The sequence below is a fragment of the Enterobacter sp. RHBSTW-00593 genome, from assembly GCF_013784105.1.
GTDB lineage: Bacteria > Pseudomonadota > Gammaproteobacteria > Enterobacterales > Enterobacteriaceae > Enterobacter > Enterobacter ludwigii.
Genome location: NZ_CP056393.1, coordinates 320,880 through 339,892 on the forward strand (window position 1 = coordinate 320,880; position 19,013 = coordinate 339,892).

General features: G+C 58.8%; 22 protein-coding genes. 2 read left to right on the forward strand and 20 right to left on the reverse strand.

The features are described 5' to 3' along the window. Positions 1-7: 7 nt before the first annotated feature. The 4 genes from HV242_RS01495 to HV242_RS01510 all read right to left on the reverse strand — a co-directional run bounded on the left by HV242_RS01495 (position 8) and on the right by HV242_RS01510 (position 4,263). The gene (locus tag HV242_RS01495; protein ID WP_032681905.1) at positions 8-694 is read right to left on the reverse strand and encodes a D-lyxose/D-mannose isomerase; all 687 of its coding nucleotides are present in this window, start codon (positions 692-694) and stop codon (positions 8-10) included. An 84-nt stretch (positions 695-778) separates the two neighbouring features. Then, positions 779-1,720: an ABC transporter substrate-binding protein gene (locus HV242_RS01500; RefSeq protein WP_014168243.1), complete on the reverse strand. Its 942-nt coding sequence runs from the start codon at positions 1,718-1,720 to the stop codon at positions 779-781. 30 nt (positions 1,721-1,750) lie between these two features. Next, positions 1,751-2,746: an ABC transporter permease subunit gene (locus HV242_RS01505; protein ID WP_014168244.1), complete on the reverse strand. Its 996-nt coding sequence runs from the start codon at positions 2,744-2,746 to the stop codon at positions 1,751-1,753. Beyond that, positions 2,743-4,263 carry a sugar ABC transporter ATP-binding protein gene (locus tag HV242_RS01510; RefSeq protein ID WP_050737725.1) on the reverse strand — a complete coding sequence of 507 codons (1,521 nt, stop codon included), beginning with the start codon at positions 4,261-4,263 and terminating at the stop codon, positions 2,743-2,745. Before HV242_RS01510 ends, HV242_RS01505 begins: the two co-directional genes overlap by 4 nt. Positions 4,264-4,444: 181 nt before the next feature. Between HV242_RS01510 and HV242_RS01515 the strand changes: the two genes are divergently transcribed. Then, on the forward strand, positions 4,445-6,727 hold the full coding sequence (locus HV242_RS01515; RefSeq protein WP_050737724.1) for an ATP-binding protein: 2,283 nt from the start codon (positions 4,445-4,447) through the stop codon (positions 6,725-6,727). A gap of 69 nt (positions 6,728-6,796) precedes the next feature. After that, positions 6,797-7,120 (forward strand): DDRRRQL repeat protein YjdP, encoded by a 324-nt coding sequence (gene yjdP / locus HV242_RS01520; protein WP_014168254.1) that lies wholly within the window; start codon positions 6,797-6,799, stop codon positions 7,118-7,120. A 55-nt stretch (positions 7,121-7,175) separates the two neighbouring features. Here the strand turns inward: yjdP and phnP are convergent, their stop codons facing one another. The 16 genes from phnP to HV242_RS01600 all read right to left on the reverse strand — a co-directional run bounded on the left by phnP (position 7,176) and on the right by HV242_RS01600 (position 18,827). Beyond that, positions 7,176-7,934 (reverse strand): phosphonate metabolism protein PhnP, encoded by a 759-nt coding sequence (gene phnP / locus HV242_RS01525; protein WP_014168255.1) that lies wholly within the window; start codon positions 7,932-7,934, stop codon positions 7,176-7,178. A 9-nt stretch (positions 7,935-7,943) separates the two neighbouring features. Further along, positions 7,944-8,378 carry an aminoalkylphosphonate N-acetyltransferase gene (phnO, locus tag HV242_RS01530; RefSeq protein WP_014168256.1) on the reverse strand — a complete coding sequence of 145 codons (435 nt, stop codon included), beginning with the start codon at positions 8,376-8,378 and terminating at the stop codon, positions 7,944-7,946. Then, the gene (gene phnN, locus HV242_RS01535; RefSeq protein WP_040018699.1) at positions 8,371-8,922 is read right to left on the reverse strand and encodes a ribose 1,5-bisphosphokinase; all 552 of its coding nucleotides are present in this window, start codon (positions 8,920-8,922) and stop codon (positions 8,371-8,373) included. The genes phnO and phnN overlap by 8 nt, the downstream gene beginning before the upstream one ends. Then, the gene (gene phnM / locus HV242_RS01540) at positions 8,919-10,055 is read right to left on the reverse strand and encodes an alpha-D-ribose 1-methylphosphonate 5-triphosphate diphosphatase (protein ID WP_014168258.1); all 1,137 of its coding nucleotides are present in this window, start codon (positions 10,053-10,055) and stop codon (positions 8,919-8,921) included. The genes phnN and phnM overlap by 4 nt, the downstream gene beginning before the upstream one ends. After that, complete coding sequence (gene phnL, locus HV242_RS01545; protein WP_014168259.1) at positions 10,052-10,732, reverse strand: phosphonate C-P lyase system protein PhnL; 681 nt, start codon at positions 10,730-10,732, stop codon at positions 10,052-10,054. Before phnL ends, phnM begins: the two co-directional genes overlap by 4 nt. Before the next feature lie 9 nt (positions 10,733-10,741). Continuing rightward, positions 10,742-11,497, reverse strand: a complete 756-nt coding sequence (gene phnK / locus HV242_RS01550; RefSeq protein ID WP_032679401.1) for a phosphonate C-P lyase system protein PhnK — start codon at positions 11,495-11,497, stop codon at positions 10,742-10,744. After that, positions 11,494-12,339, reverse strand: a complete 846-nt coding sequence (phnJ, locus tag HV242_RS01555) for an alpha-D-ribose 1-methylphosphonate 5-phosphate C-P-lyase PhnJ (protein WP_014168261.1) — start codon at positions 12,337-12,339, stop codon at positions 11,494-11,496. Before phnJ ends, phnK begins: the two co-directional genes overlap by 4 nt. Next, the gene (locus HV242_RS01560) at positions 12,332-13,396 is read right to left on the reverse strand and encodes a carbon-phosphorus lyase complex subunit PhnI (protein WP_063858551.1); all 1,065 of its coding nucleotides are present in this window, start codon (positions 13,394-13,396) and stop codon (positions 12,332-12,334) included. The genes phnJ and HV242_RS01560 overlap by 8 nt, the downstream gene beginning before the upstream one ends. After that, the gene (gene phnH / locus HV242_RS01565; protein ID WP_014168263.1) at positions 13,396-13,980 is read right to left on the reverse strand and encodes a phosphonate C-P lyase system protein PhnH; all 585 of its coding nucleotides are present in this window, start codon (positions 13,978-13,980) and stop codon (positions 13,396-13,398) included. The genes HV242_RS01560 and phnH overlap by 1 nt, the downstream gene beginning before the upstream one ends. Continuing rightward, positions 13,977-14,429 carry a phosphonate C-P lyase system protein PhnG gene (gene phnG, locus HV242_RS01570; protein ID WP_020882814.1) on the reverse strand — a complete coding sequence of 151 codons (453 nt, stop codon included), beginning with the start codon at positions 14,427-14,429 and terminating at the stop codon, positions 13,977-13,979. Before phnG ends, phnH begins: the two co-directional genes overlap by 4 nt. Continuing rightward, positions 14,430-15,155, reverse strand: a complete 726-nt coding sequence (gene phnF, locus HV242_RS01575; RefSeq protein WP_020882813.1) for a phosphonate metabolism transcriptional regulator PhnF — start codon at positions 15,153-15,155, stop codon at positions 14,430-14,432. Positions 15,156-15,175: 20 nt separating this feature from the next. Continuing rightward, a complete protein-coding gene (phnE, locus tag HV242_RS01580) occupies positions 15,176-15,955 on the reverse strand; it encodes a phosphonate ABC transporter, permease protein PhnE (RefSeq protein WP_181616879.1) in 780 nt (259 codons plus the stop codon). A gap of 52 nt (positions 15,956-16,007) precedes the next feature. Then, on the reverse strand, positions 16,008-17,024 hold the full coding sequence (phnD, locus tag HV242_RS01585) for a phosphonate ABC transporter substrate-binding protein (RefSeq protein ID WP_014168267.1): 1,017 nt from the start codon (positions 17,022-17,024) through the stop codon (positions 16,008-16,010). A gap of 24 nt (positions 17,025-17,048) precedes the next feature. Beyond that, the gene (gene phnC, locus HV242_RS01590) at positions 17,049-17,837 is read right to left on the reverse strand and encodes a phosphonate ABC transporter ATP-binding protein (RefSeq protein WP_014168268.1); all 789 of its coding nucleotides are present in this window, start codon (positions 17,835-17,837) and stop codon (positions 17,049-17,051) included. A 136-nt stretch (positions 17,838-17,973) separates the two neighbouring features. Next, positions 17,974-18,411, reverse strand: a complete 438-nt coding sequence (gene yjdN, locus HV242_RS01595; protein WP_014168269.1) for a VOC family metalloprotein YjdN — start codon at positions 18,409-18,411, stop codon at positions 17,974-17,976. 80 nt (positions 18,412-18,491) lie between these two features. Further along, entirely contained in the window at positions 18,492-18,827 is a 336-nt protein-coding gene (locus HV242_RS01600; RefSeq protein ID WP_020882810.1) for a zinc ribbon domain-containing protein YjdM, read from the reverse strand. Between the last annotated feature and the right edge of the window lie 186 nt (positions 18,828-19,013).

A 19,013-nucleotide genomic window follows, 5' to 3' on the forward strand; every position in this document is an offset into this window, starting at 1 on the left:
TTACTCCTTATTTCCGAAACAGGTTGTACTCGTTGCACAACACCAGCACCGCCGGTTCGTCTTCCTCGATATTGTTATAGCGGGCAATGGGCTGTAAAAAATGGTTATCGTGTTCATCGTCATTCACCGATGACACTTCCCCCACCAGTACGTCGCCAAAACCGCGTTCGCCCCAGAAACTGTGGTACAGGCCGGGGGGGAGGCAGATGCTGTCCCCGGGTTGCAGGCGTAACTGACTGCCGGGCGCGTGGGTCTGCAGACAGCCGTCGAGGGTAACGGTCACGTCGGTATTTTCAGGTTCTTGATGTGCGCCGGCATTCCATAACTCGACGATCAGGTTTCCGCCGCCACGGTTGATGATGTCTTCCCGTTTACGCCAGTGAAAATGCATGGGCGTCACCTGACCATCCCGGACGTGCATGATTTTTTCGGCATAGCACTTTTCATAGGGCACGCCGTTCGGTGAGCCATTGCGCAGGGTAAAGAGCGTTAGCCCCTGTGCGGCAAAATGGTCGCTGCCGAATGCCGTTACGTCCCAGCCAAGCCTGAGATCAAACACTTCCTGCCAGGCGGCCGGGTCAAGCTGCTGCCATTTCGTCGGCGGAAAACTGGCAAAGGGAGGGAGATGCACATCGTGCATGGAGAAGAACTGCCGCGTGTGGCCAAGGATTTCATTGATTTCGGAGCGTTTCATGGGGCCCCCTGGACGCTATGTCAGGCCTCACCCCAACTCTCCCGCGAAGAGAAGATCAGGGTGAGGGCATCAAACCGCACTACATCACTTCACTGTCCACCCCTTATAGGATCCGACGTTCTTTTTATCGATCATCGTCACCGGGATCAGCACAGGCTCTTTAGGCGCAGGTTTGCCCTGCAGAATGTCATAGCCGATCTCAACCGCTTTTGCCGCCATTACCTGCGGATCCTGAGCCGGCGTCGCGACAAACAGGGAGTTCTCACGCTTAAGCGCTTCCTCGCCGTCCGGGCTGCCGTCTACGCCAACGATAAAGAATTCATTGCGTTGGGCCTGTTTTGCCGCCAGATCGGCACCGATCGCCGTCGGATCGTTAATCGCGAACACGCCGTCGATCTTCGGATTGGCCGCCAGCAGTGAGGTCATCACTTCCAGACCGCCTTCACGGCTACCTTTGGCGTTCTGGTTATCAGAGAGCACCTTGATATCCGGATGTTTTTTGAACTCGGTCTGGCAGCCTTCGACGCGGTTTTGCACCGCGGACACTGGCGGCCCGTTGATGATGACCACGTTGCCTTTGCCTTTCAGGCGGTCAGTAATGTATTTACAGGCCATTTCCCCCGCCTGGGTGTTATCGGAGGTGATGGTGGCATCCGCCCCTTCCGCCGCGACGTCAACCGCGACAACCACGATCCCGGCCTCTTTCGCGCGTTTAACCGCCGGGCCGATCCCTTTGGAATCCGCGGCGTTAAGGATGATCATGTCCACTTTGGCCGCAATAAAGTTGTCGATCTGCGCCACCTGCTGGCCGAGATCGTAACCGCTGGAGACCAGCGTCACTTTGACGTTATCCCCCGCCAGTTTGCGCGCTTCCAGCTCGGCACCTTTGGTGATCTGCACGAAGAATGGGTTGGCCAGGTCGCCCACCGTCACGCCGATGGACTTCAGATCTTTCGCCTGCGCAAACGGCGTTGCGGCAAGCAGCGCGCCAGCACAGAGCGCGGTCACTAACGGTTTCAAACGCATCTTCTCTTCCTCGCTTGTAGGGTATTGTTGTTATGCACTTTGATGGTGTCGGGTACGGTATTTGTCGATTAGCACCGCTATGATGATCACCGCCCCTTTGATCACCAGTTGCCAGAAGTAGGAGACGCCCATCAGCGTCATGCCGTTGTTAAGCGTGGCGATGATCAGCGCCCCCACCAGCGTGCCGGTGATCGTGCCGATCCCGCCGACAAAGCTGGTGCCGCCGAGGATCACCGCCGCGATCGCATCCAGCTCGTAGCCCATGCCCAGGTTGCCGTTGGCGCTGTAGAGACGCGAGGCACTCATCACGCCGCCCAGGCCCGAGAGCAGCCCGCTCATGCCGTACACAAACAACAGCACCAGCCAGACCTTAATGCCTGTCAGACGCGCCGCCTGCATGTTGCCGCCAACCGCATAAATGTGAACGCCAAGCGTGGTGCGGCGCAGAATAAACCAGCACAGCACAATTACCGCCAGCGCGATCACCACCAGCCACGGAATGGGGCCGAGGTAGTTATTGCCGATCCACTCAAAGTTAATGTTGGAGTTAATGACGGTCGTACCGTCCGCCAGCAAATAAGCCGCACCGCGCAGGGCCGTATAGGTACCGAGCGTCACGATAAACGGCGGCAGCCCGGCAAAAGCCACCAGCGCGCCGTTGAACAAACCCAGCACCAGGCCGAGCATGAGCGCTGCCGGAATAGAAAGCATGGCGAACTCAGGTATTAACGACACCACCATCGCCGCCACGGCCGTGGTGCCCAGAATGGAGCCGACGGAGAGGTCGATCCCGCCGGTCAGAATGATGAAGGTCATCCCTGCGGCCAGTACGATGTTGATCGACGCCTGGCGGGTGATATTGAGCAGATTACTTTCGGTAAAGAAGTTAGGCGCGATAAAACCAAATACCGCCACAATCAGGATCAAGATGGGCAAAATGCCGACCGTCTGCATCAGATCGCTCATCAGCATTTTTTTGGCAGAGGCGGACTTCGCCACCTGCTGCGGATGGGTTGAATTTGTCATAGTTGCACCGCCTGATGATGAGAGTCGTTCACGCCGGTCGCCAGCGTCATGATGTTTTCCTGAGAAATTTCTGCTCCGTGAAGTTCACCTGCAATGCTGCCTTCACGCATGACATAGACGCGGTCGCTCATGCCGACGATTTCCGGCAGCTCGCTGGAGATCATCAGGATCGCCACGCCTTTGCGCGCCATCTGGTTCATGATGCGGTAGATTTCACTTTTCGCCCCGACGTCGACGCCGCGCGTCGGTTCATCCAGAATCAGAATGCGTGGGCCGATGGCCACCCAGCGGGAGATAAGCAGCTTTTGCTGATTGCCCCCGGACAAGCCACCCGCGCGGACCTGTGAATGCGGCACGCGGATGTTAAGCAGGGCGATCGCATCGTCAGAAATGGTCTGCGCTTTTTTGCGGTTCAGCATGCCGAAGGTGGCGTCGCGCTCCAGCGTCGCCATGGTGATGTTCTCCTGTGCGGCCAGCTCGAGGAACAGCCCTTGTTCTTTGCGGTTCTCGGTGAGAAAACCGATCCCGTTGTCGATGGCGGCACGTGGGGAGTGGATCACCACCGGTTCGCCGTCGACCTCAATCATGCCGCCCGTGGCTTTGCGCGCGCCGAAGATCAGCTGCGCCAGTTCGGAACGTCCGGCGCCCACCAGACCTGCCAGCCCGACAATTTCTCCGGAACGCACCTGCAGACTGCAGGGGAGCACTTTCTTGCCGTCGGTAAGGTGATGCACGTTAAGACGCGGGCTGCCGAGCGGGATATCGCGCTCTTTGTTAAACAGATCGCTTAGCGGACGGCCGACCATCATCTTCACCAGCTCAGAGGCGTTCAGTTTGTCGCGCGTCAGGCTACCGACGTACTGCCCGTCACGCAGAACGCTGACGCGATCGGAGAGTTCATACACTTCCGCCATGCGGTGGCTGATATAGATAATCGCCATTCCTTCCTCTCGCAGGCGCAGTATCAGCTCGAACAGGCGATGGGTTTCACGTGAGGAGAGGGCGGCGGTGGGTTCATCCATCACCAGAATGCGGCTGTTGCGGTGCAGCGCGCGGGCAATTTCAACCTGCTGCTGCTCGGCGATGGTTAGCCTCATTACCAGGTCGGTCGCCTTGAAGTGCGCGCCCAGACGGTCAATCACCGCCTGCGCCTGTGCGGCCATCTCTTTGCGCTGTACCAGCCCGGCGCGCGACAGCTCGCTGCCCAGGAAAATGTTTTCAGCGACGGTCAGATTGGGGGCAAGCTGCATCTCCTGATAAATGAGGGTGATACCCGCGGCCAGCGCATCCTTTGGCCCTTTGATGTGAAACGGCTGTCCGTCAATCAGGATCTCGCCGCTGGTGGCGGTATAGGCCCCCGCGAGGATCTTCATCAGGGTACTCTTTCCTGCGCCGTTTTCCCCCATCAGCGCGTGGATCTCACCGGGGTACACCGTCAAATCCACACCCTTGATCGCGTGGAAATGGCCAAACGTTTTGGCAATGTTGCGCATCTCCAGTACCGGGGTTCTGCTCATGGCGGATCTCCTTGAATGTCGATATCCGCACTTCATCACAGGTTGGTAAATGCAAAATGTCAGAAGCCGTTCATATTTGTCATAGTTATGAATAGTTAACTTACATCACAATTCCCCGCTTTTTCCCTCTCAGCAGGAGAGGGCCAGGGTGAGGGCATCACATTGCACTGGAGCTTACCGTATGCCATCACACCGTCCGCCCTTCTTTGCCAGCGCCCGTGGTCGCCTGCTGATTTTTAATCTGTTGGTGGTGGCGGTGACGCTGATGGTCAGCGGCGTGGCGGTGCTCGGCTTTCGTCATGCCAGCCAGATCCAGGAACAGGTGCAGCAGCAGACGCTGGATGACATGACCGGCAGCATGAACCTCGCCCGCGATACCGCCAATGTGGCAACGGCGGCGGTACGGCTATCGCAAGTTGTAGGCGCGCTGGAATACAAGGGCGAAGCCGAGCGCCTGAAGCAGACGCAGATGGCGCTGCGTCACTCGCTGGAACAGCTTGCCGATGCGCCACTGGCGCAACAGGAGCCCGCGCTGGTGGCGCGAATTATTCAGAGAAGTAATGAGTTACAGCAGAGCGTGACGGGCATGCTGGAGCGCGGGCAGCGGCGTCATCTGGAGCGTAATGCGCTTCTCAGCGCGCTCTATCAAAGCCAGAGCTATTTGCGCCATCTGCAGGACATCAACCGCCGTTACGCCAGCAACGTCCCGGATGCGCAACAGCTTATGGAAATGGACAGGCTAATCATCGCCGCTATTGAAACGCCCTCGCCGCGCGCCATGGTTCAGCAGCTGGATGCCGTGACGGCAACGCTGCCCCGGAGCGTGACGCAGCCCGTGGTGAACGCTATCCTGCCCGATTTTAATGCCGAGCTTCACAAGCTTGTTCCGCTCTCGACGCAGCTGGAGGAGAGCGATCTGGCGATCAGCTGGTATATGTTCCACATCAAGGCGCTGGTGGCGATATTAAACAGCGACATCAATCAGTACGTTGAACAGGTGGCGCAGGCCTCCCGGCTGCGCACTGCCCAGAGTCACCAGGAGCTGCGCTCCATCAGCGTATTTATCAGTGTGTTCGCCGTGCTGGCGCTGATCATCACCGGGTGCGCCTGTTGGTATATCTACCGTAATCTGGCCTCCAACCTGACGGCCATCTCCCGGGCGATGTCGCGCCTTGCCCACGGCGAACAGGATGTTTCCGTCCCCGGACTGCAGCGCCGTGATGAGCTGGGTGAGCTGGCGCGAGCGTTTAACGTTTTTGCCCGCAACACCGCCTCGCTTGTCCACACCACCCGCCTGCTGAAAGAAAAAACCACGCAGATGGAGATCGACCGCATCGAGCGTCAGGGGCTGGAAGAGGCGTTGGTGCACAGCCAGAAGATGAAGGCCGTCGGGCAGCTGACGGGCGGTCTGGCGCATGACTTTAACAACCTGCTGGCGGTGATCATTGGCAGTCTGGAACTCACCGATCCTGACTCACAGGACGCCCCGCGTATCACCCGGGCACTCAAGGCCGCCGAGCGTGGTGCGGTGCTGACCCAGCGCCTGCTGGCGTTTTCCCGCAAGCAATCCCTGACGCCGCACGCGGTAGAGATGAAACCGCTGCTCGAGAACCTGCGGGAGTTGATGTACCACTCGCTGCCGGCCACCCTGACGCTGGAAATTGAAGCGCAATCACCGGCGTGGCCGGCGTGGATAGACGTCAGCCAGCTGGAAAACGCCATTATTAACCTGGTGATGAACGCCCGCGATGCGATGGAGGGACAGACAGGGGTTATTAAGATCCGCACGTGGAATCAGCGCGTGACCCGCAGTGACGGACGCAGGCAGGATATGGTGGCGCTGGAGGTTATTGACCGGGGAAGTGGAATGTCGCAGGAGGTCAAATCCCGGGTCTTCGAACCGTTCTTCACGACCAAGCAAACCGGGAGCGGTAGCGGATTAGGCCTGTCGATGGTCTACGGTTTTGTACGCCAGTCCGGTGGGCGCGTGGAGATTGAAAGCGCGCCAGGGCAGGGGACCACCGTGCGGCTGCATCTGCCACGCTCGACGCTGCCTGTTCGTTCTGCTGATGAGACCCAGGCCGCCGCGGCTGCCGTTGAAAATGAACGCCTGGTACTGGTGCTGGAAGATGAAGCCGATGTCCGCCAGACCCTGTGCGAGCAGCTGCATCAGCTGGGCTATCTGACGCTTGAAGCGGACAACGGCGAACAGGCCCTGAAGATGCTGGACGCGTCACCGGATATTGGCATGTTCATTAGCGACTTAATGCTGCCCGGTAACCTCAGCGGTGCCGAGGTGATCAACCATGTGCGCAGCCATTATCCGCAGCTTCCGGTGTTGCTGATCAGCGGCCAGGATTTGCGTCCGACGCATAACCCGCAACTGCCGGACGTGGCGTTACTGCGTAAGCCTTTTACCCGTGTACAGCTGGCGCAGGCGTTGCGCAAGGTGATGGTAATTTGAGATTCCTCCGCTACCCCAGCCAGCTGTTGTTCATTACCGTAAGGCCAGTCCACCTGCGAGTCTGGTCTTATGAAACGTTACTCTACCGCTCTGTTATTTGGTCTGCTGTCACTTACCAGCCAACTGGCTCACGCCGATGTTATTGATGAAGCCATTGGCAATATTCAGCAGGCGATCAACGATGCCTATAACCCCAGCAGCAGTCGCAGTAGCGATGATGACGACGATCGCTACGATCGCAGCCGCCAGACCGACAGCCGTCAGTATGACGATCGCCGCAGGCAACTGGAGGATCGCCGTCGCCGTCTGGATGAGCGTCAACGCCAGCTGGATGATGACAGACGTCAGTTAGAAGAAGATGAGCGCCGGTTAGAAGACGATTACGATCGCTGATACGCGCGGTTTAGCATCCATACGCCTCGCCCTCTCATCCAGAGAGGGGGAGAACCTAATCCAGCAACAACGTCATTCCGTCATATCCCGCCTCGAACCCATCGGGTAGCGGGTTATCCATCATCCATACGTCGAACTGATGACTGATATGGGTCAGGATCACCTGCGGACAGCCGATGATCTCATTTAAGGCAATAACCGTATTCAGATCGCAATGGTTGCGCGGCGTTTCGTCACGCGGTTCGTGGCTGCAGTCGATGATCATCGCCTGCGGCCGGTTATTGAGCAGGAATTTTACCGTTTTATCGGGTAATCCGGCGGTGTCGGAGAGCCAGGCCACGCGACTGTGGGCGGACTCCAGCAGGTAGCCAAAGGTGATTTTCGAGTGATTCAGCGGCAGCGGCGTGACCCGCAGGCCCTGCAGTTCAAACACCACAAACGGCTCTACCGTATGGCTGAAATCCAGAATCCCCGGGTGTTTAAACAGGTCGTCACACCCCGACTCGTCTGGCGGACCGTACACCGGAACAGGGGCACCGACGCCCCAGCGCAGGGGGAACAGCCCCTGGACGTGATCCATATGGTAGTGGGTCAGTAAAAACTGCTGAAAGCTGCCTGCCGGCCAGTCGTCCATCAGGTGCGGGATACCGGCGTCCAGCAGCGTTACCGCATCGTTGAATTTGACTACCGCGCTACAGGGGCGACGGCGATGGTTATCCTGCAGACGCGCCCGGCGACACGCGGCGCAGTCGCAGCCAAACACCGGCACCAGCTGAGCGCTACCGGTTCCCGTTAACGTAATCGTCAGACTCATCGTGCACCTCTACAACAGTTTGGTGAAACGAAAATGGCTCTGCGTATATCCTTCACGCGCATAAAAACGGTGAGCGTCCAGGCGCTTCACGCTGGTGGATAGCTCTGTCAGTTCAGCGCCCGCCTGCCGCGCCACGTTCTCCGCCCAGGCCAACAGCTGGCTGCCCACCCTGAGACCGCGCGCCTGCGGCATGACCACCAGCTCCTGGATCTCGCCAATCCATCTGGCGTGGTGCAGGTGAAACTGCATATGCAGTCCAATCATGCCCACCACCTGGCCGTTTAGTTCAGCCAGCTGGTAGCGCATATTGTGGTCCTGCAGATTGGCAAGATACCCGGCGTGGAACGCCTGATGATCAAACTCACTCTGCTTGAGTTCGCAAATCAGCGCGTAAACAATCTGCGCATCGTCGGCAGTGGCGGGGCGAAGCTGGCAGTCAGGCATGCTGTTTCTCCTTCTGACGGATAAGCGTTAAAAAGTTATCGACTGACTGTAGCAAACTTCCGTCGTTATTGAGGATATGACAGTTCGATGGGGTATAGCGCGCCGCACGTTCAAGCCGCTGCTCGATCTCTTTGGCGTTTTCGCGACCCCGGCTCTGCAACCGGCTGCGCAGCACATCAGGTGAGACCTGCAGACAGACCGGCAACAGCGCTGCTTCATAGCGGGCGCGCGCTTGTTGAAGGTGTGCGCGTGAGCCGTTGACCAGCACGTCGAACCCGGCGTGCAGCCACAGGTCTGTCTCGATGCCTATCCCGTAGTAATAACCGTTGGCGTGCCAGCTAAGCGCCAGCAGATTTTGCCCGGCGCGCGTGAAAAATTCCGGCTCGCTCAGGGCGATATGGTTCTCACTCCCGGCATTCGCCGCACGGGTGATATAGCGGTGCGCAACCAGAAGCTGGGGATGTTCCCGCTGCCGTAACGCGGACAGCAGGCTGTCCTTACCGGAGCCTGACGGCCCCATTAGCCAGATTAGTCTTCCCATCAGAACACCCGTTTTCCCTGACGCCAGACGTGGTCGATATGGATGTGCTCGCCCTTACGGTGAACCAGCACCAGATCCGCCCGTTTACCTTCAGCTATCTCTCCACGATCGTGAAGATTGAGTGCCGTTGCCGGGTTTTTCGTTACCAGACGAATCGCCTGCGGCAGCGTAAAGCGATTGTTTTCGTCAGCCGCGACCCGAAAGGCGGCGTCCAGCAGGCTGGCGGGGTAGTAGTCGGACGAGAGGATATCCAGCAGACCTAGCGACGCGAGCGCGCTTGCCGCCACGTTGCCGGAGTGGGAGCCGCCGCGCACGATATTCGGCGCCCCCATCAGGACGTTCATGCCGTGGGTGCGGGAGGCTTCTGCTGCCTCAAACGTGGTGGGAAATTCAGCGATTACGCTGCCAAGCTGGTGCGATTCGCGCACATGTTCATGCGTCGCATCATCATGGCTGGCTAAGGCAATGTTGCGATCCCGACACATGGCGGCAATGGAGAGCCGGTTTGGTTGAGACCACTGCGCCGCAAGCTGTCTCTGTTCCTCTTCATAACGCGCCATTTCCTCGTTGGTCAGCGCGTATTTTCCCTGATAGTACTCGCGGTATTTCTCTATTCTGGCGAACTGACGCTGCCCCGGCGAGTGGTCCATCAACGAGACCAGTGAGACCGGCTCGCGGTCCACCAGCTTTTCAAACAGCGGCAGAGTGGTGTGATGCGGGAGTTCACACCGCAGGTGCAAACGATGCTCGGCGCGGTTAAGGCCGCGTTTTTGCGTCTCTTCCACGGCGTTGATCATCTTCTCGAGGTTTTCCAGACGGTCGCCGCCGTCGCGCACGTCGCCAATCGCTACGGCGTCCAGCACGGTGGTGATGCCGCTGGCGACCATCAGCGCGTCATGGCTGCTCATTGCGGAATGAGCTGGCCAGTCGACTTTCGGACGCGGGGTAAAGAATTTATCCAGATTATCGGTGTGCAGTTCGATAAGGCCCGGCAGCAGCCAGCCCCCTTCACCGTCCATCGCTTCCGGGGCGCGGCTCTGGGTTTCCGCAAAGGCGCGGATCTCTCCGGCCTGGATCTCAATCGAGCCATCAACGACTTCATTTTCCAGCACCAGCTTTACGTTATTCACGATCATGCGAGCGTCCCCATCGGGTGCAGCCTGTCTGCGACGCGGGAGCGAACGGTGTCGTCGTGGAAGATCCCCACGATCGCCGCGCCGCGTGCTTTGGCCTGTTCGATCAGTTCAACCACCGCCGCGCTGTTCTTGCTGTCGAGCGAGGCAGTGGGTTCATCAAGCAGTAAAATCGGGTAGTCGACGATAAACCCGCGGGCGATATTCACCCGCTGCTGCTCGCCACCGGAAAAGGTCGACGGGGCAAGGTGCCAGAGGTGTTCCGGCACGTTCAGGCGCGTGAGCAGGCCGGCGGCTTTCGCGGCGCAGGTCTCGCGCGGAACGCCCAGGTCCAGCAGCGGCTGCATGACCACGTCCAGGGCGGAGATCCGTGGGATCACCCGCAAAAACTGGCTGACCCAGCCGATCGTCGAGCGGCGCACGTCCAGCACCTTACGCGCCGGCGCCTGCACCAGATCGACCCATTCATTGCCATGACGAATGTAGATGTGGCCTTCGTCCGGCAGATAGTTGGCGTACAGGGAGCGCAGCAGCGTCGATTTGCCGCTGCCGGAATGGCCGTGCAACACCACGCATTCACCCTTGCTAACGTCCAGAGAGGCGCTGTGCAGGACCGGCAGGCGCACGCCGTTTTGCTGGTGGAGCACAAAGGTCTTACTGACATTTTCTACGCGGATCATGGGGGCCTCTTAATTCTGCAATACCGATGACACCAGCAGCTGGGTGTACGGATGGTGGGGATCGTCGAGTACGCGGTCGGTCAGCCCACTTTCCACCACCTGACCCTGCTTCATCACCAGAAGACGGTCCGCCAGCAGGCGGGCAACGCCTAAATCATGGGTGACAATCACCACGGCCAGGTTCAGTTCCACCACCAGGCCGCGCAGCAGGTCGAGCAGACGCGCCTGAACGGAGACGTCCAGCCCACCGGTGGGTTCATCCATAAACACCAGCTTCGGGTGAGTGACGAGATTGCGGGCAATCTGCAGGCGCTGCTGCATACCGCCGGAGAAGGTGGTGGGCAGGTCATCAATGCGCGAGGTGGGGATCTCCACATCGCTCAGCCATTGCTGTGCCGTGGCGCGGATGTTGCCATAATGGCGTGCGCCGGTGGCCATCAGCCTTTCACCGATATTGCCTCCGGCCGAGACCTGCCGGCGCAGGCCGTCCATGGGATGTTGATGCACCACGCCCCATTCGGTGCGCAGCAGGCGACGGCGTTCGGCCTCGCTCATGCCGTACAGCGACCGGCCCTCATATAAAATGTCGCCATTTTGCGGCGTCAGTCGTGCAGAGATAGATTTCAGCAGGGTGGTTTTGCCCGAGCCGGACTCGCCGACAATGCCCAGCACCTCGCCCGGCCACAGCTCAAACGAGACGTCGCTGAAGCCTTTGCCAGGCGCGTAAAGGTGAGTCAGGTTGTTAACCGAAAGCAGCGGTTTCATTGGCTTTTCGCCTCGCTCTGTTGGCGGCAGAAGTCGGTATCGGAGCAGACAAACATCCGTTTGCCCGTGTCATCCAGCACCACTTCGTCCAGATAGCTGTGTTTTGAGCCGCAAATGGCGCACGGCTCGTCCCACTCCTGCACCGTAAACGGGTGGTCGTCGAAATCGAGACTTTCCACGCGGGTGTAAGGCGGTACGGCGTAGATGCGTTTTTCACGCCCGGCACCAAACAGCTGCAGGGCAGGCATCATGTCCATCTTCGGGTTGTCGAATTTGGGGATGGGGGACGGGTCCATCACGTAGCGTCCATTGACCTTGACCGGATAGGCGTAAGTCGTGGCGATATGGCCGAAGCGGGCGATATCCTCATACAACTTCACCTGCATGACGCCGTACTCTTCCAGGGCGTGCATGGTGCGGGTTTCCGTTTCACGCGGCTCGATAAAGCGCAGGGGCTCCGGAATAGGCACCTGAAAAATTAAAATCTGATCTTCCGTCAGCGGCGTTTCCGGAATGCGGTGACGGGTCTGGATCAGCGTCGCATCTTCGGTTTTTTCGGTGGTATTGACGCCCGTCACGCGTTGAAAGAACTGGCGAATCGACACGGCGTTGGTGGTGTCATCAGCCCCCTGGTCGATGACCTTCAGCACGTCCGACTCGCCAATGACGCTGGCGGTCAGCTGAATGCCGCCGGTACCCCAGCCGTAAGGCATGGGCATTTCGCGGCCGCCGAACGGCACCTGATAACCGGGGATAGCCACCGCTTTCAAAATGGCGCGTCGGATCATGCGTTTGGTTTGTTCATCCAGATAAGCAAAGTTGTAGCCGCTTAAGTTAGTCATGTGCGCGCTCCCGTTGCAGGCGTTTCAGCAGTTCCAGTTCGGCCTGGAAATCGACGTAGTGCGGCAGCTTGAGGTGGGAAACGAAGCCCGCGGCCTCGACGTTATCCGCATGGGCCAGCACGAACTCCTCGTCCTGCGCCGGGCCGGAGACCGCTTCGCCGTAGTCCGGTGCCTGCAGGGCACGGTCGACCAGCGCCATCGCCATCGCCTTGCGCTCACTCATGCCGAACACCAGCCCGTAACCGCGGGTAAAATGCGGGGCCTCGTTCTCGGGGGCGACAAATCCATTCACCATTTCGCATTCGGTCATGAGCAGTTCGCCGACGTTCACCGCAAAACCAAGCTCTTCGGGCACGATCTCGACGTTAAGGAAGCCGCTACGAATCTCCGCCGCGAACGGATGGTTGCGGCCGTAGCCACGCTGGGTGGAGTAGGCCAGCGCCAGTAAATACCCCTCGTCGCCGCGCATCAGTTGCTGCAGGCGCGACGAGCGTGAACAGGGGTAAACCGGCGGCGTGCGGGTGATGTCGTCAGGTTGCGCGCCAGTATCGTCTTCGGCCTTCGCCAGACCCTGTTTCGCCAGCAGGCTAAAAACGTGCGGGGAGGGAACCTGCTCTGCATCCGAGGTGTTCAACTGGGGCGTTTCGCCGTTCGCCAGCAGGGTGAAATCCAGCAGACGGTGGGTGTAGTCATAGGTGGGCCCAAGCAGCTGGCCACCGGGGATGTCTTTATAGACCGCTGAAATACGACGTTCCAGACGCATTTCTGCCGTATTGATCGGTTCGCTCACCGCCAGTTTCGCCAGCGTGGTGCGATAAGCGCGCAGCAGGAAGATGGCTTCGACGTTGTCGCCGCTGGCCTGTTTCAGCGCCAGCGCCGCCAGTTCGCGGTCAGCGACGCCGCCTTCAGTCATTACCCGGTCGACGGCCAGATTGAGCTGCTGCTCAATCTGGGTGACGCTGAGCTCGGGAAGCGCGTCATCACCCCGTCGTCTGTGCGCCTGCAAGGCATGGGCGGCGGCGATAGCCTTCTCGCCCCCTTTGACGGCAACGTACATCAGCACACCTCCACATGAGTGGTACGAGGGATGGCCAGCAGGCGTTCTCCGCAGGTGAGGATCAGGTCAATACCGAGTGGGAACGGATGCGGGCGTTCGGTCAGTTCATGAATGATGCACTCCGGCAGCTGTGGCGCGACCATGCGCTCTTCGGCAATACCCGCCCCCGTGAGTCGCAGCATGCGGCCACCGCTCAGGCTTGATACCTGCAAAATCAGCGTGGCGCTGGTCTCCGGTGCCACCGCGCTTCCTTCGCTCAGGGCATTAAGCTGCTCGTGGCTGATTTGCTCGTCGGCCACGGCAAACACCGCCTGCCGGGGTTGTTCAACCAGCGGGGCGTTGGTGTGAAAGCGCAGGTTCTGGCTGGCGATATCATTCGATAACGCGCCAGAGAGCCACACCGGGGTGTCGTTGTCGGCGAGCGTCAGCAGTACGCTGGTGGTCGCCAGATTCAGCGGCAGCCAGCCCTGAGAGAGCTGATGCAGCGAGACGATGACGCCCGGTTCGCTCATGGCTTTCAGCAGGCGACGAAAACTTTGTTGGGCATCCTGGACGGCCAGGGTAAAAGCGGGTTGAAGCGTCATGCGTTATCTCCGCGAACGAGCGTAAAGAAGTCGACCCGGCTGGTGTTTATCTGGGCCTGGCGGGCGGCAATCAGTGCGGCACGGTCGGCTTCCAGCGGGGCAATAAGGGTTTCCATCAGGGTCTGGAAATGAGGTTGTTCCTGTAACAGGGCGTCAATCACCGCGCAGCGTTCGGCGTGTGGTTTGTCGCGCCCGAGCACGTAGCTGTAGCCCAGCGTGCCGCTGTTCAGGCGGATCACTGCGCGGGTGAGGGTGGCATCGCCGGCGAAGAAACGCTCACCGGTACCGCCCATACGCGCCTGGATCTGCACCAGACCAATTTCCGGCGCGCGGATGAGGTCATATTCCGGCGTCAGATTCAGCGCCTGCATGCGGTCCGAAAGCGCAGCGGGCTGGCTGTGCGCCAGTACGCCCATCCAGCGCTGGCGGGTGGAGGTATCGAAATGCATTCAGTGCTCCATGGTGAATTCGATCATGTCGGCGCGGGTCAGGCTGACGGAGTATTCCGTCGCGTCTATTTCGCCGTCACGGTGGTTGAGGGTGCGAACGCAGAGCAGCGGAGCCATGTTGGGGATCTCCAGCACTTTGCTCTCTTTGGCCTGCGCGCGGCGGGCACTGATGCGCGTCTGGGTACGTTTAAGCGCGATGCCCGTGGCATCCTGAAGAAAATCATGCAGCGAGCCGCTGGAGAAATTTTGCAGCACCGGCCACAGCGCCAGGTCGGCGAAGTAGTGGTCTATCTGGCACACCGCCACGCCGTTGACCCGACGCAGGGTACGCAGGTGGATGACATTGTCGCCCTCCTGAATGCCCAGCGCGTCCGCGACGTGGCTTGAGGCCGGGCGCAGCACCGACAGCAGTTTTTCGCTGGTCGGGTGGCTGCCCTGATCCAGCAGGTTCTGGCTAAAACGCGCCTGCGCATTGAGCGGATAGTCAAACGGGCGCATCAACACCAGCACGCCGACGCCCTGACGGCGCTGCACCCAGCCGCGCTCGACCAGCTGATCAATGGCGCGGCGCAGCGTGTGTCGGTTCACTTCATAGCGGTCGGCAAGCTGCTGCTCGGCAGGCAGGTAGTCTCCGCAGCGGTAGTGGGTGCGAAGTTCCACCTCGAGCTTTGCCGCTATCTCTTGCCAGCGGGTAGGGTAACTGGTCGGATGTCTGGATAAGTGCATACAAATCAAAGCCTCGCTTCTCAGATGAAGTGCTTACGCAAACGTTGAGACATAAAATCCAGCAGGCTGACGGTGATGATAATGAGCACCATCAGGGTGCAGGTTTGCTGGAACTGGAACCCGCGAATCGCTTCCCACAGCGTGACGCCAATACCGCCTGCGCCCACCATGCCGACGACGGTGGCGGAACGAACGTTGGATTCGAAACGGTACAGGGAGTAGGAGATCAGCAGCGGCATTACCTGGGGCAGTACGCCGAAGAGAATCTCTTCAATTTTGTTGGCGCCCGTTGCGCGGATCCCTTCGACCGGGCCCGGCTCGATAGCTTCCACCGCTTCGGAGAGCAGCTTGGAGAGCACGCCGGTGGTATGAATAAACAGCGCCATCACCCCGGCGAACGGACCCAGGCCGACGGCCACCACGAACAGCATGGCAAAGACCATTTCGTTGATGGCGCGGCAGGCGTCCATCAGGCGACGCATCGGCTGGTAAATCCACCACGGTACGATGTTCTCGGCGCTCATCAGGCCGAACGGAACAGAAAGGATGACGGCCAGGGCGGTGCCCCAGACGGCGATTTGCAGAGTGACCGCCATTTCGCTGAGGTAATCCTGCCACTGGCTGAAATCAGGCGGGAAGAAGTCGGCGGCAAAAGTGGCCATATTGCCGGCATCTTTAAACAGCAGCAGCGGATCCATTTCCGCGCCCTGCCAGGAGATAACGAGCACCGCAAGCAAAATGGCCCAGCTAAAAAGCGAGAACCAGCTGCGTTTCGGCGGTGGGAGGGTGATGGTTTGCATGTATGCCCCTTTGGTCTGAATGCCCTCTCCCACCGGGAGAGGGCGGTAAGCGTTATTGCACCGCTTTATTCACGCTGCTCATGGCGCCGAGCGCCGCGGTCAGGCGGTCAAGGTCTTCGAGCTGAGCCTGAATCGCAGCCACTTTGCTGCTCTTCTCCTCCTCCTTCAGGCCCTTGTTGTCCTTCACGCCCTGCATCTCTTTAAACAGCGCCAGCTGGCGAATCGGGACCAGCTGCAGGTCGCTTGACGGGCGGAAAGGTGCCCAGCCCAGACGTTCCAGAACCGTTTTTTCTTCCGGCGTTTTGCCGTAATTCATAAAGAAGTCGTACACCTTGTCTTTGGTGGTCTCAGACAGGTTTTTGCGCCAGACGATGGGGTCGCCCGGGATCAGAGGGGATTTCCAGATAACCTTCAGCGCTTTCAGCTTGTCCGGTGCCGAGGTTTTCAGCTTGTCGAGGTTCTCGGTGTTATTCGTGGCGACATCCACCTGCTTATTGGCCACGGCCAGCGCGTTGGTTTCATGGCTGGCGTTCACGGTGCGCTTAAACTCGCTGGCAGAGGCGTTGTTTTTAGCAAAGACGTAATAGCCCGGCACCAGGAAACCAGAGGTGGAGTTGGGATCGCCGTTACCAAACGTCAGCTCTTTACGTTTGGCGAGCATGTCGTTCAGGTTGTTAATGGGGCTGTCTTTATTGACGATCAGCACGCTCCAGTAACCCGGAGAGCCATCCGCGGCAACGGTCTGGGCAAAGACCTGGCCGTTCGCGCGATCCACCGCTTCCATGGCGGAGAGGTTACCGTACCAGGCGATGTCGACTTTGTTAAAGCGCATCCCCTGGATGATGCCCGCATAGTCCGGGGCGAAGAAGGCGTTCACTTTGATCCCCAGTTTGGTTTCCATATCTTTCAGGAACGGTTCCCACTGAGGTTTCAGGTTCTGCTGTGATTCCGTCGAAATAATGCCAAAGTTCAGCGCTTTTTCCTGCTCCTGGGCGTACGCAGGGCTTAACAGAGTGCTTATGCTGAACATGCTGGTAAACGCCAGCGCGGCAACGGCTTTGTAGCTCATGTACTTTCCTCGGATCGGTTTTAATTAAGCAGCCTGCGCGTTCTCTTCGACGCGGTTAATGCTGCGGTAGAGATGGTCGAAACGGTCGTTATCAAACTGATGGCTTGGGCCATCAAAGAACACATGCCCCTGACGCAACGCGACGATGCGCTCGCAATAGCGCAGGGCGTAGTCCACCTGGTGCAGCGTCACCACCACGGTGATGCCGTCGTTGAGGTTGATGTCGCGCAGGGTTTCCATCACGATGCGAGCCGATTCCGGGTCCAGCGAGGCAATGGGTTCATCGGCAAGAATGATTTGCGCTTTTTGCATCAGGGCACGGGCGATAGCCACGCGCTGCTGCTGTCCACCGGACAGGGTGGAGACGCGCTGGTGGGCGAAATGCGCCATTCCGACGCGGGTCAGCGCCTGCAACGCTTCCTGCTTTTGAGACGGGGAGAACCAGCGCAGACAGGTACGCCAGAACGGGGTGCTGCCGAGCGCGCCAATCAGCACGTTCTCCAGTACCGTCAGGCGATTGACCAGGTTGAACTGCTGGAAGATATAGCCCGTCTGGGCGCGGCTTTTGCGGATATCCCGCGCCAGGCGTCCTGCACGCTGCACGGTGTTGCCCAGCAGCTCGACGTGGCTTTCTGAGGTCTTATCACAGGTGATAAGGCCGCTTAAATGACGCATAAGGGTGGATTTACCAGAGCCGGATGGCCCCAGGAGCGCCACCATTTCGCCCTGCTGGACGGTCAGATCAACGGCATGCAGGGCCTTGTTGTGATGAAAGGTCTTGCTCAGTTTCTCGACGCGGATAACAGTTTGCATATGCTGGGCCTCACAATAAATGTGGCCTCATGCTGGCGCATCAATATGACATTTGGGTTAAGTCTCGGTTGCGGGAGTTTGAAGAGTTGAGGGGAGTTTGATGACAGGCGGGGGCAGACTGCCCACCGCCAGAAGATCACTGCTGTTGCTTAACGACGTTAATCATCCACGGCACGCCGTATTTGTCGGTGACTTTACCGAAACCGTGCGCCCAGAAGGTCTCCTGCCAGGCCATTTCGATATGGCCTTCCGCGGCCAGATTGTCGAACCAGCGTTTGCCTTCCGCCACGTCCTGGGTGTCCAGCACCAGCGTGAACCCGGCATACTGCGCTTTGCTGCCGGGCGGCTGCCCATCACTCATCATGATATCGCTGCCCGCAATGCGAACATTCGAGTGGGCGATCGCCGAATCCGGAAACTGCATGCCAGACGGACAGCCTTCTTCGCTGCTGTCGCCTTTTGGCATTTCACCGAAGGTGATTTTATAGAGGAGCTCTGCGCCGACGGCGTGCTGATAAAAGGCGGAGGCCTCGGCACAGTTACCGGCGAAAGAGATGTAGGGACTTAACGGCATAATCTATACCTCACGTAAGAAGAGCCCGTTAAGTGTAGTTCTCGCCAGCCCGGTAAGCGAAGCGCCACCGGGCGGGTAAATCAGTTCTTTTTCACAAACTCTGATTTCAGTTTCATCGGGCCAAAGCCGTCAATTTTGCAGTCAATATTATGGTCGCCTTCTACCAGACGGATATTCTTCACTTTAGTGCCGATCTTCAGCATGGAAGAGCTGCCTTTAACCTTCAAATCTTTAATCACGGTGACGCTGTCGCCATCAGCCAGCAGATTACCGTTCGCATCTTTTACAACAAGCGTATCAGTATCGTGCGACGGCTCGGCGTCATTCCATTCGTGAGCGCATTCCGGGCAGATGAACATGCCATTATCTTCATAGGTGTATTCAGAATTGCATTTCGGGCAGTGTGGGAGTTGCATAAGGTTATCCTCAAAAAGTGCGTAACACGCTGGAAAGTGCCAGCAAAATGACGGCTGGGTGCCGAAAAAGGGGGCAAGTATAACGCAAATCCACACCGTTGTCGGTGATATTCTATTTAAAAAAAAAGCAAAAAGCGTGTCGCCAGTGACATTTCCTGTCAGTCAGTTAAGCGATGCTGACGGCAT

Coding starts and splice junctions, on each gene's coding strand:
- HV242_RS01495 (WP_032681905.1), bottom strand. CDS start 694: ATGAAACGCTCCGAAATCAATGAAATCCTTGGCCACACGCGGCAGTTC.
- HV242_RS01500 (WP_014168243.1), bottom strand. CDS start 1,720: ATGCGTTTGAAACCGTTAGTGACCGCGCTCTGTGCTGGCGCGCTGCTT.
- HV242_RS01505 (WP_014168244.1), bottom strand. CDS start 2,746: ATGACAAATTCAACCCATCCGCAGCAGGTGGCGAAGTCCGCCTCTGCC.
- HV242_RS01510 (WP_050737725.1), bottom strand. CDS start 4,263: ATGAGCAGAACCCCGGTACTGGAGATGCGCAACATTGCCAAAACGTTT.
- HV242_RS01515 (WP_050737724.1), top strand. CDS start 4,445: ATGCCATCACACCGTCCGCCCTTCTTTGCCAGCGCCCGTGGTCGCCTG.
- yjdP (WP_014168254.1), top strand. CDS start 6,797: ATGAAACGTTACTCTACCGCTCTGTTATTTGGTCTGCTGTCACTTACC.
- phnP (WP_014168255.1), bottom strand. CDS start 7,934: ATGAGTCTGACGATTACGTTAACGGGAACCGGTAGCGCTCAGCTGGTG.
- phnO (WP_014168256.1), bottom strand. CDS start 8,378: ATGCCTGACTGCCAGCTTCGCCCCGCCACTGCCGACGATGCGCAGATT.
- phnM (WP_014168258.1), bottom strand. CDS start 10,055: ATGATCGTGAATAACGTAAAGCTGGTGCTGGAAAATGAAGTCGTTGAT.
- phnL (WP_014168259.1), bottom strand. CDS start 10,732: ATGATCCGCGTAGAAAATGTCAGTAAGACCTTTGTGCTCCACCAGCAA.
- phnK (WP_032679401.1), bottom strand. CDS start 11,497: ATGAAACCGCTGCTTTCGGTTAACAACCTGACTCACCTTTACGCGCCT.
- phnJ (WP_014168261.1), bottom strand. CDS start 12,339: ATGACTAACTTAAGCGGCTACAACTTTGCTTATCTGGATGAACAAACC.
- HV242_RS01560 (WP_063858551.1), bottom strand. CDS start 13,396: ATGTACGTTGCCGTCAAAGGGGGCGAGAAGGCTATCGCCGCCGCCCAT.
- phnH (WP_014168263.1), bottom strand. CDS start 13,980: ATGACGCTTCAACCCGCTTTTACCCTGGCCGTCCAGGATGCCCAACAA.
- phnG (WP_020882814.1), bottom strand. CDS start 14,429: ATGCATTTCGATACCTCCACCCGCCAGCGCTGGATGGGCGTACTGGCG.
- phnF (WP_020882813.1), bottom strand. CDS start 15,155: ATGCACTTATCCAGACATCCGACCAGTTACCCTACCCGCTGGCAAGAG.
- phnE (WP_181616879.1), bottom strand. CDS start 15,955: ATGCAAACCATCACCCTCCCACCGCCGAAACGCAGCTGGTTCTCGCTT.
- phnD (WP_014168267.1), bottom strand. CDS start 17,024: ATGAGCTACAAAGCCGTTGCCGCGCTGGCGTTTACCAGCATGTTCAGC.
- phnC (WP_014168268.1), bottom strand. CDS start 17,837: ATGCAAACTGTTATCCGCGTCGAGAAACTGAGCAAGACCTTTCATCAC.
- yjdN (WP_014168269.1), bottom strand. CDS start 18,411: ATGCCGTTAAGTCCCTACATCTCTTTCGCCGGTAACTGTGCCGAGGCC.
- HV242_RS01600 (WP_020882810.1), bottom strand. CDS start 18,827: ATGCAACTCCCACACTGCCCGAAATGCAATTCTGAATACACCTATGAA.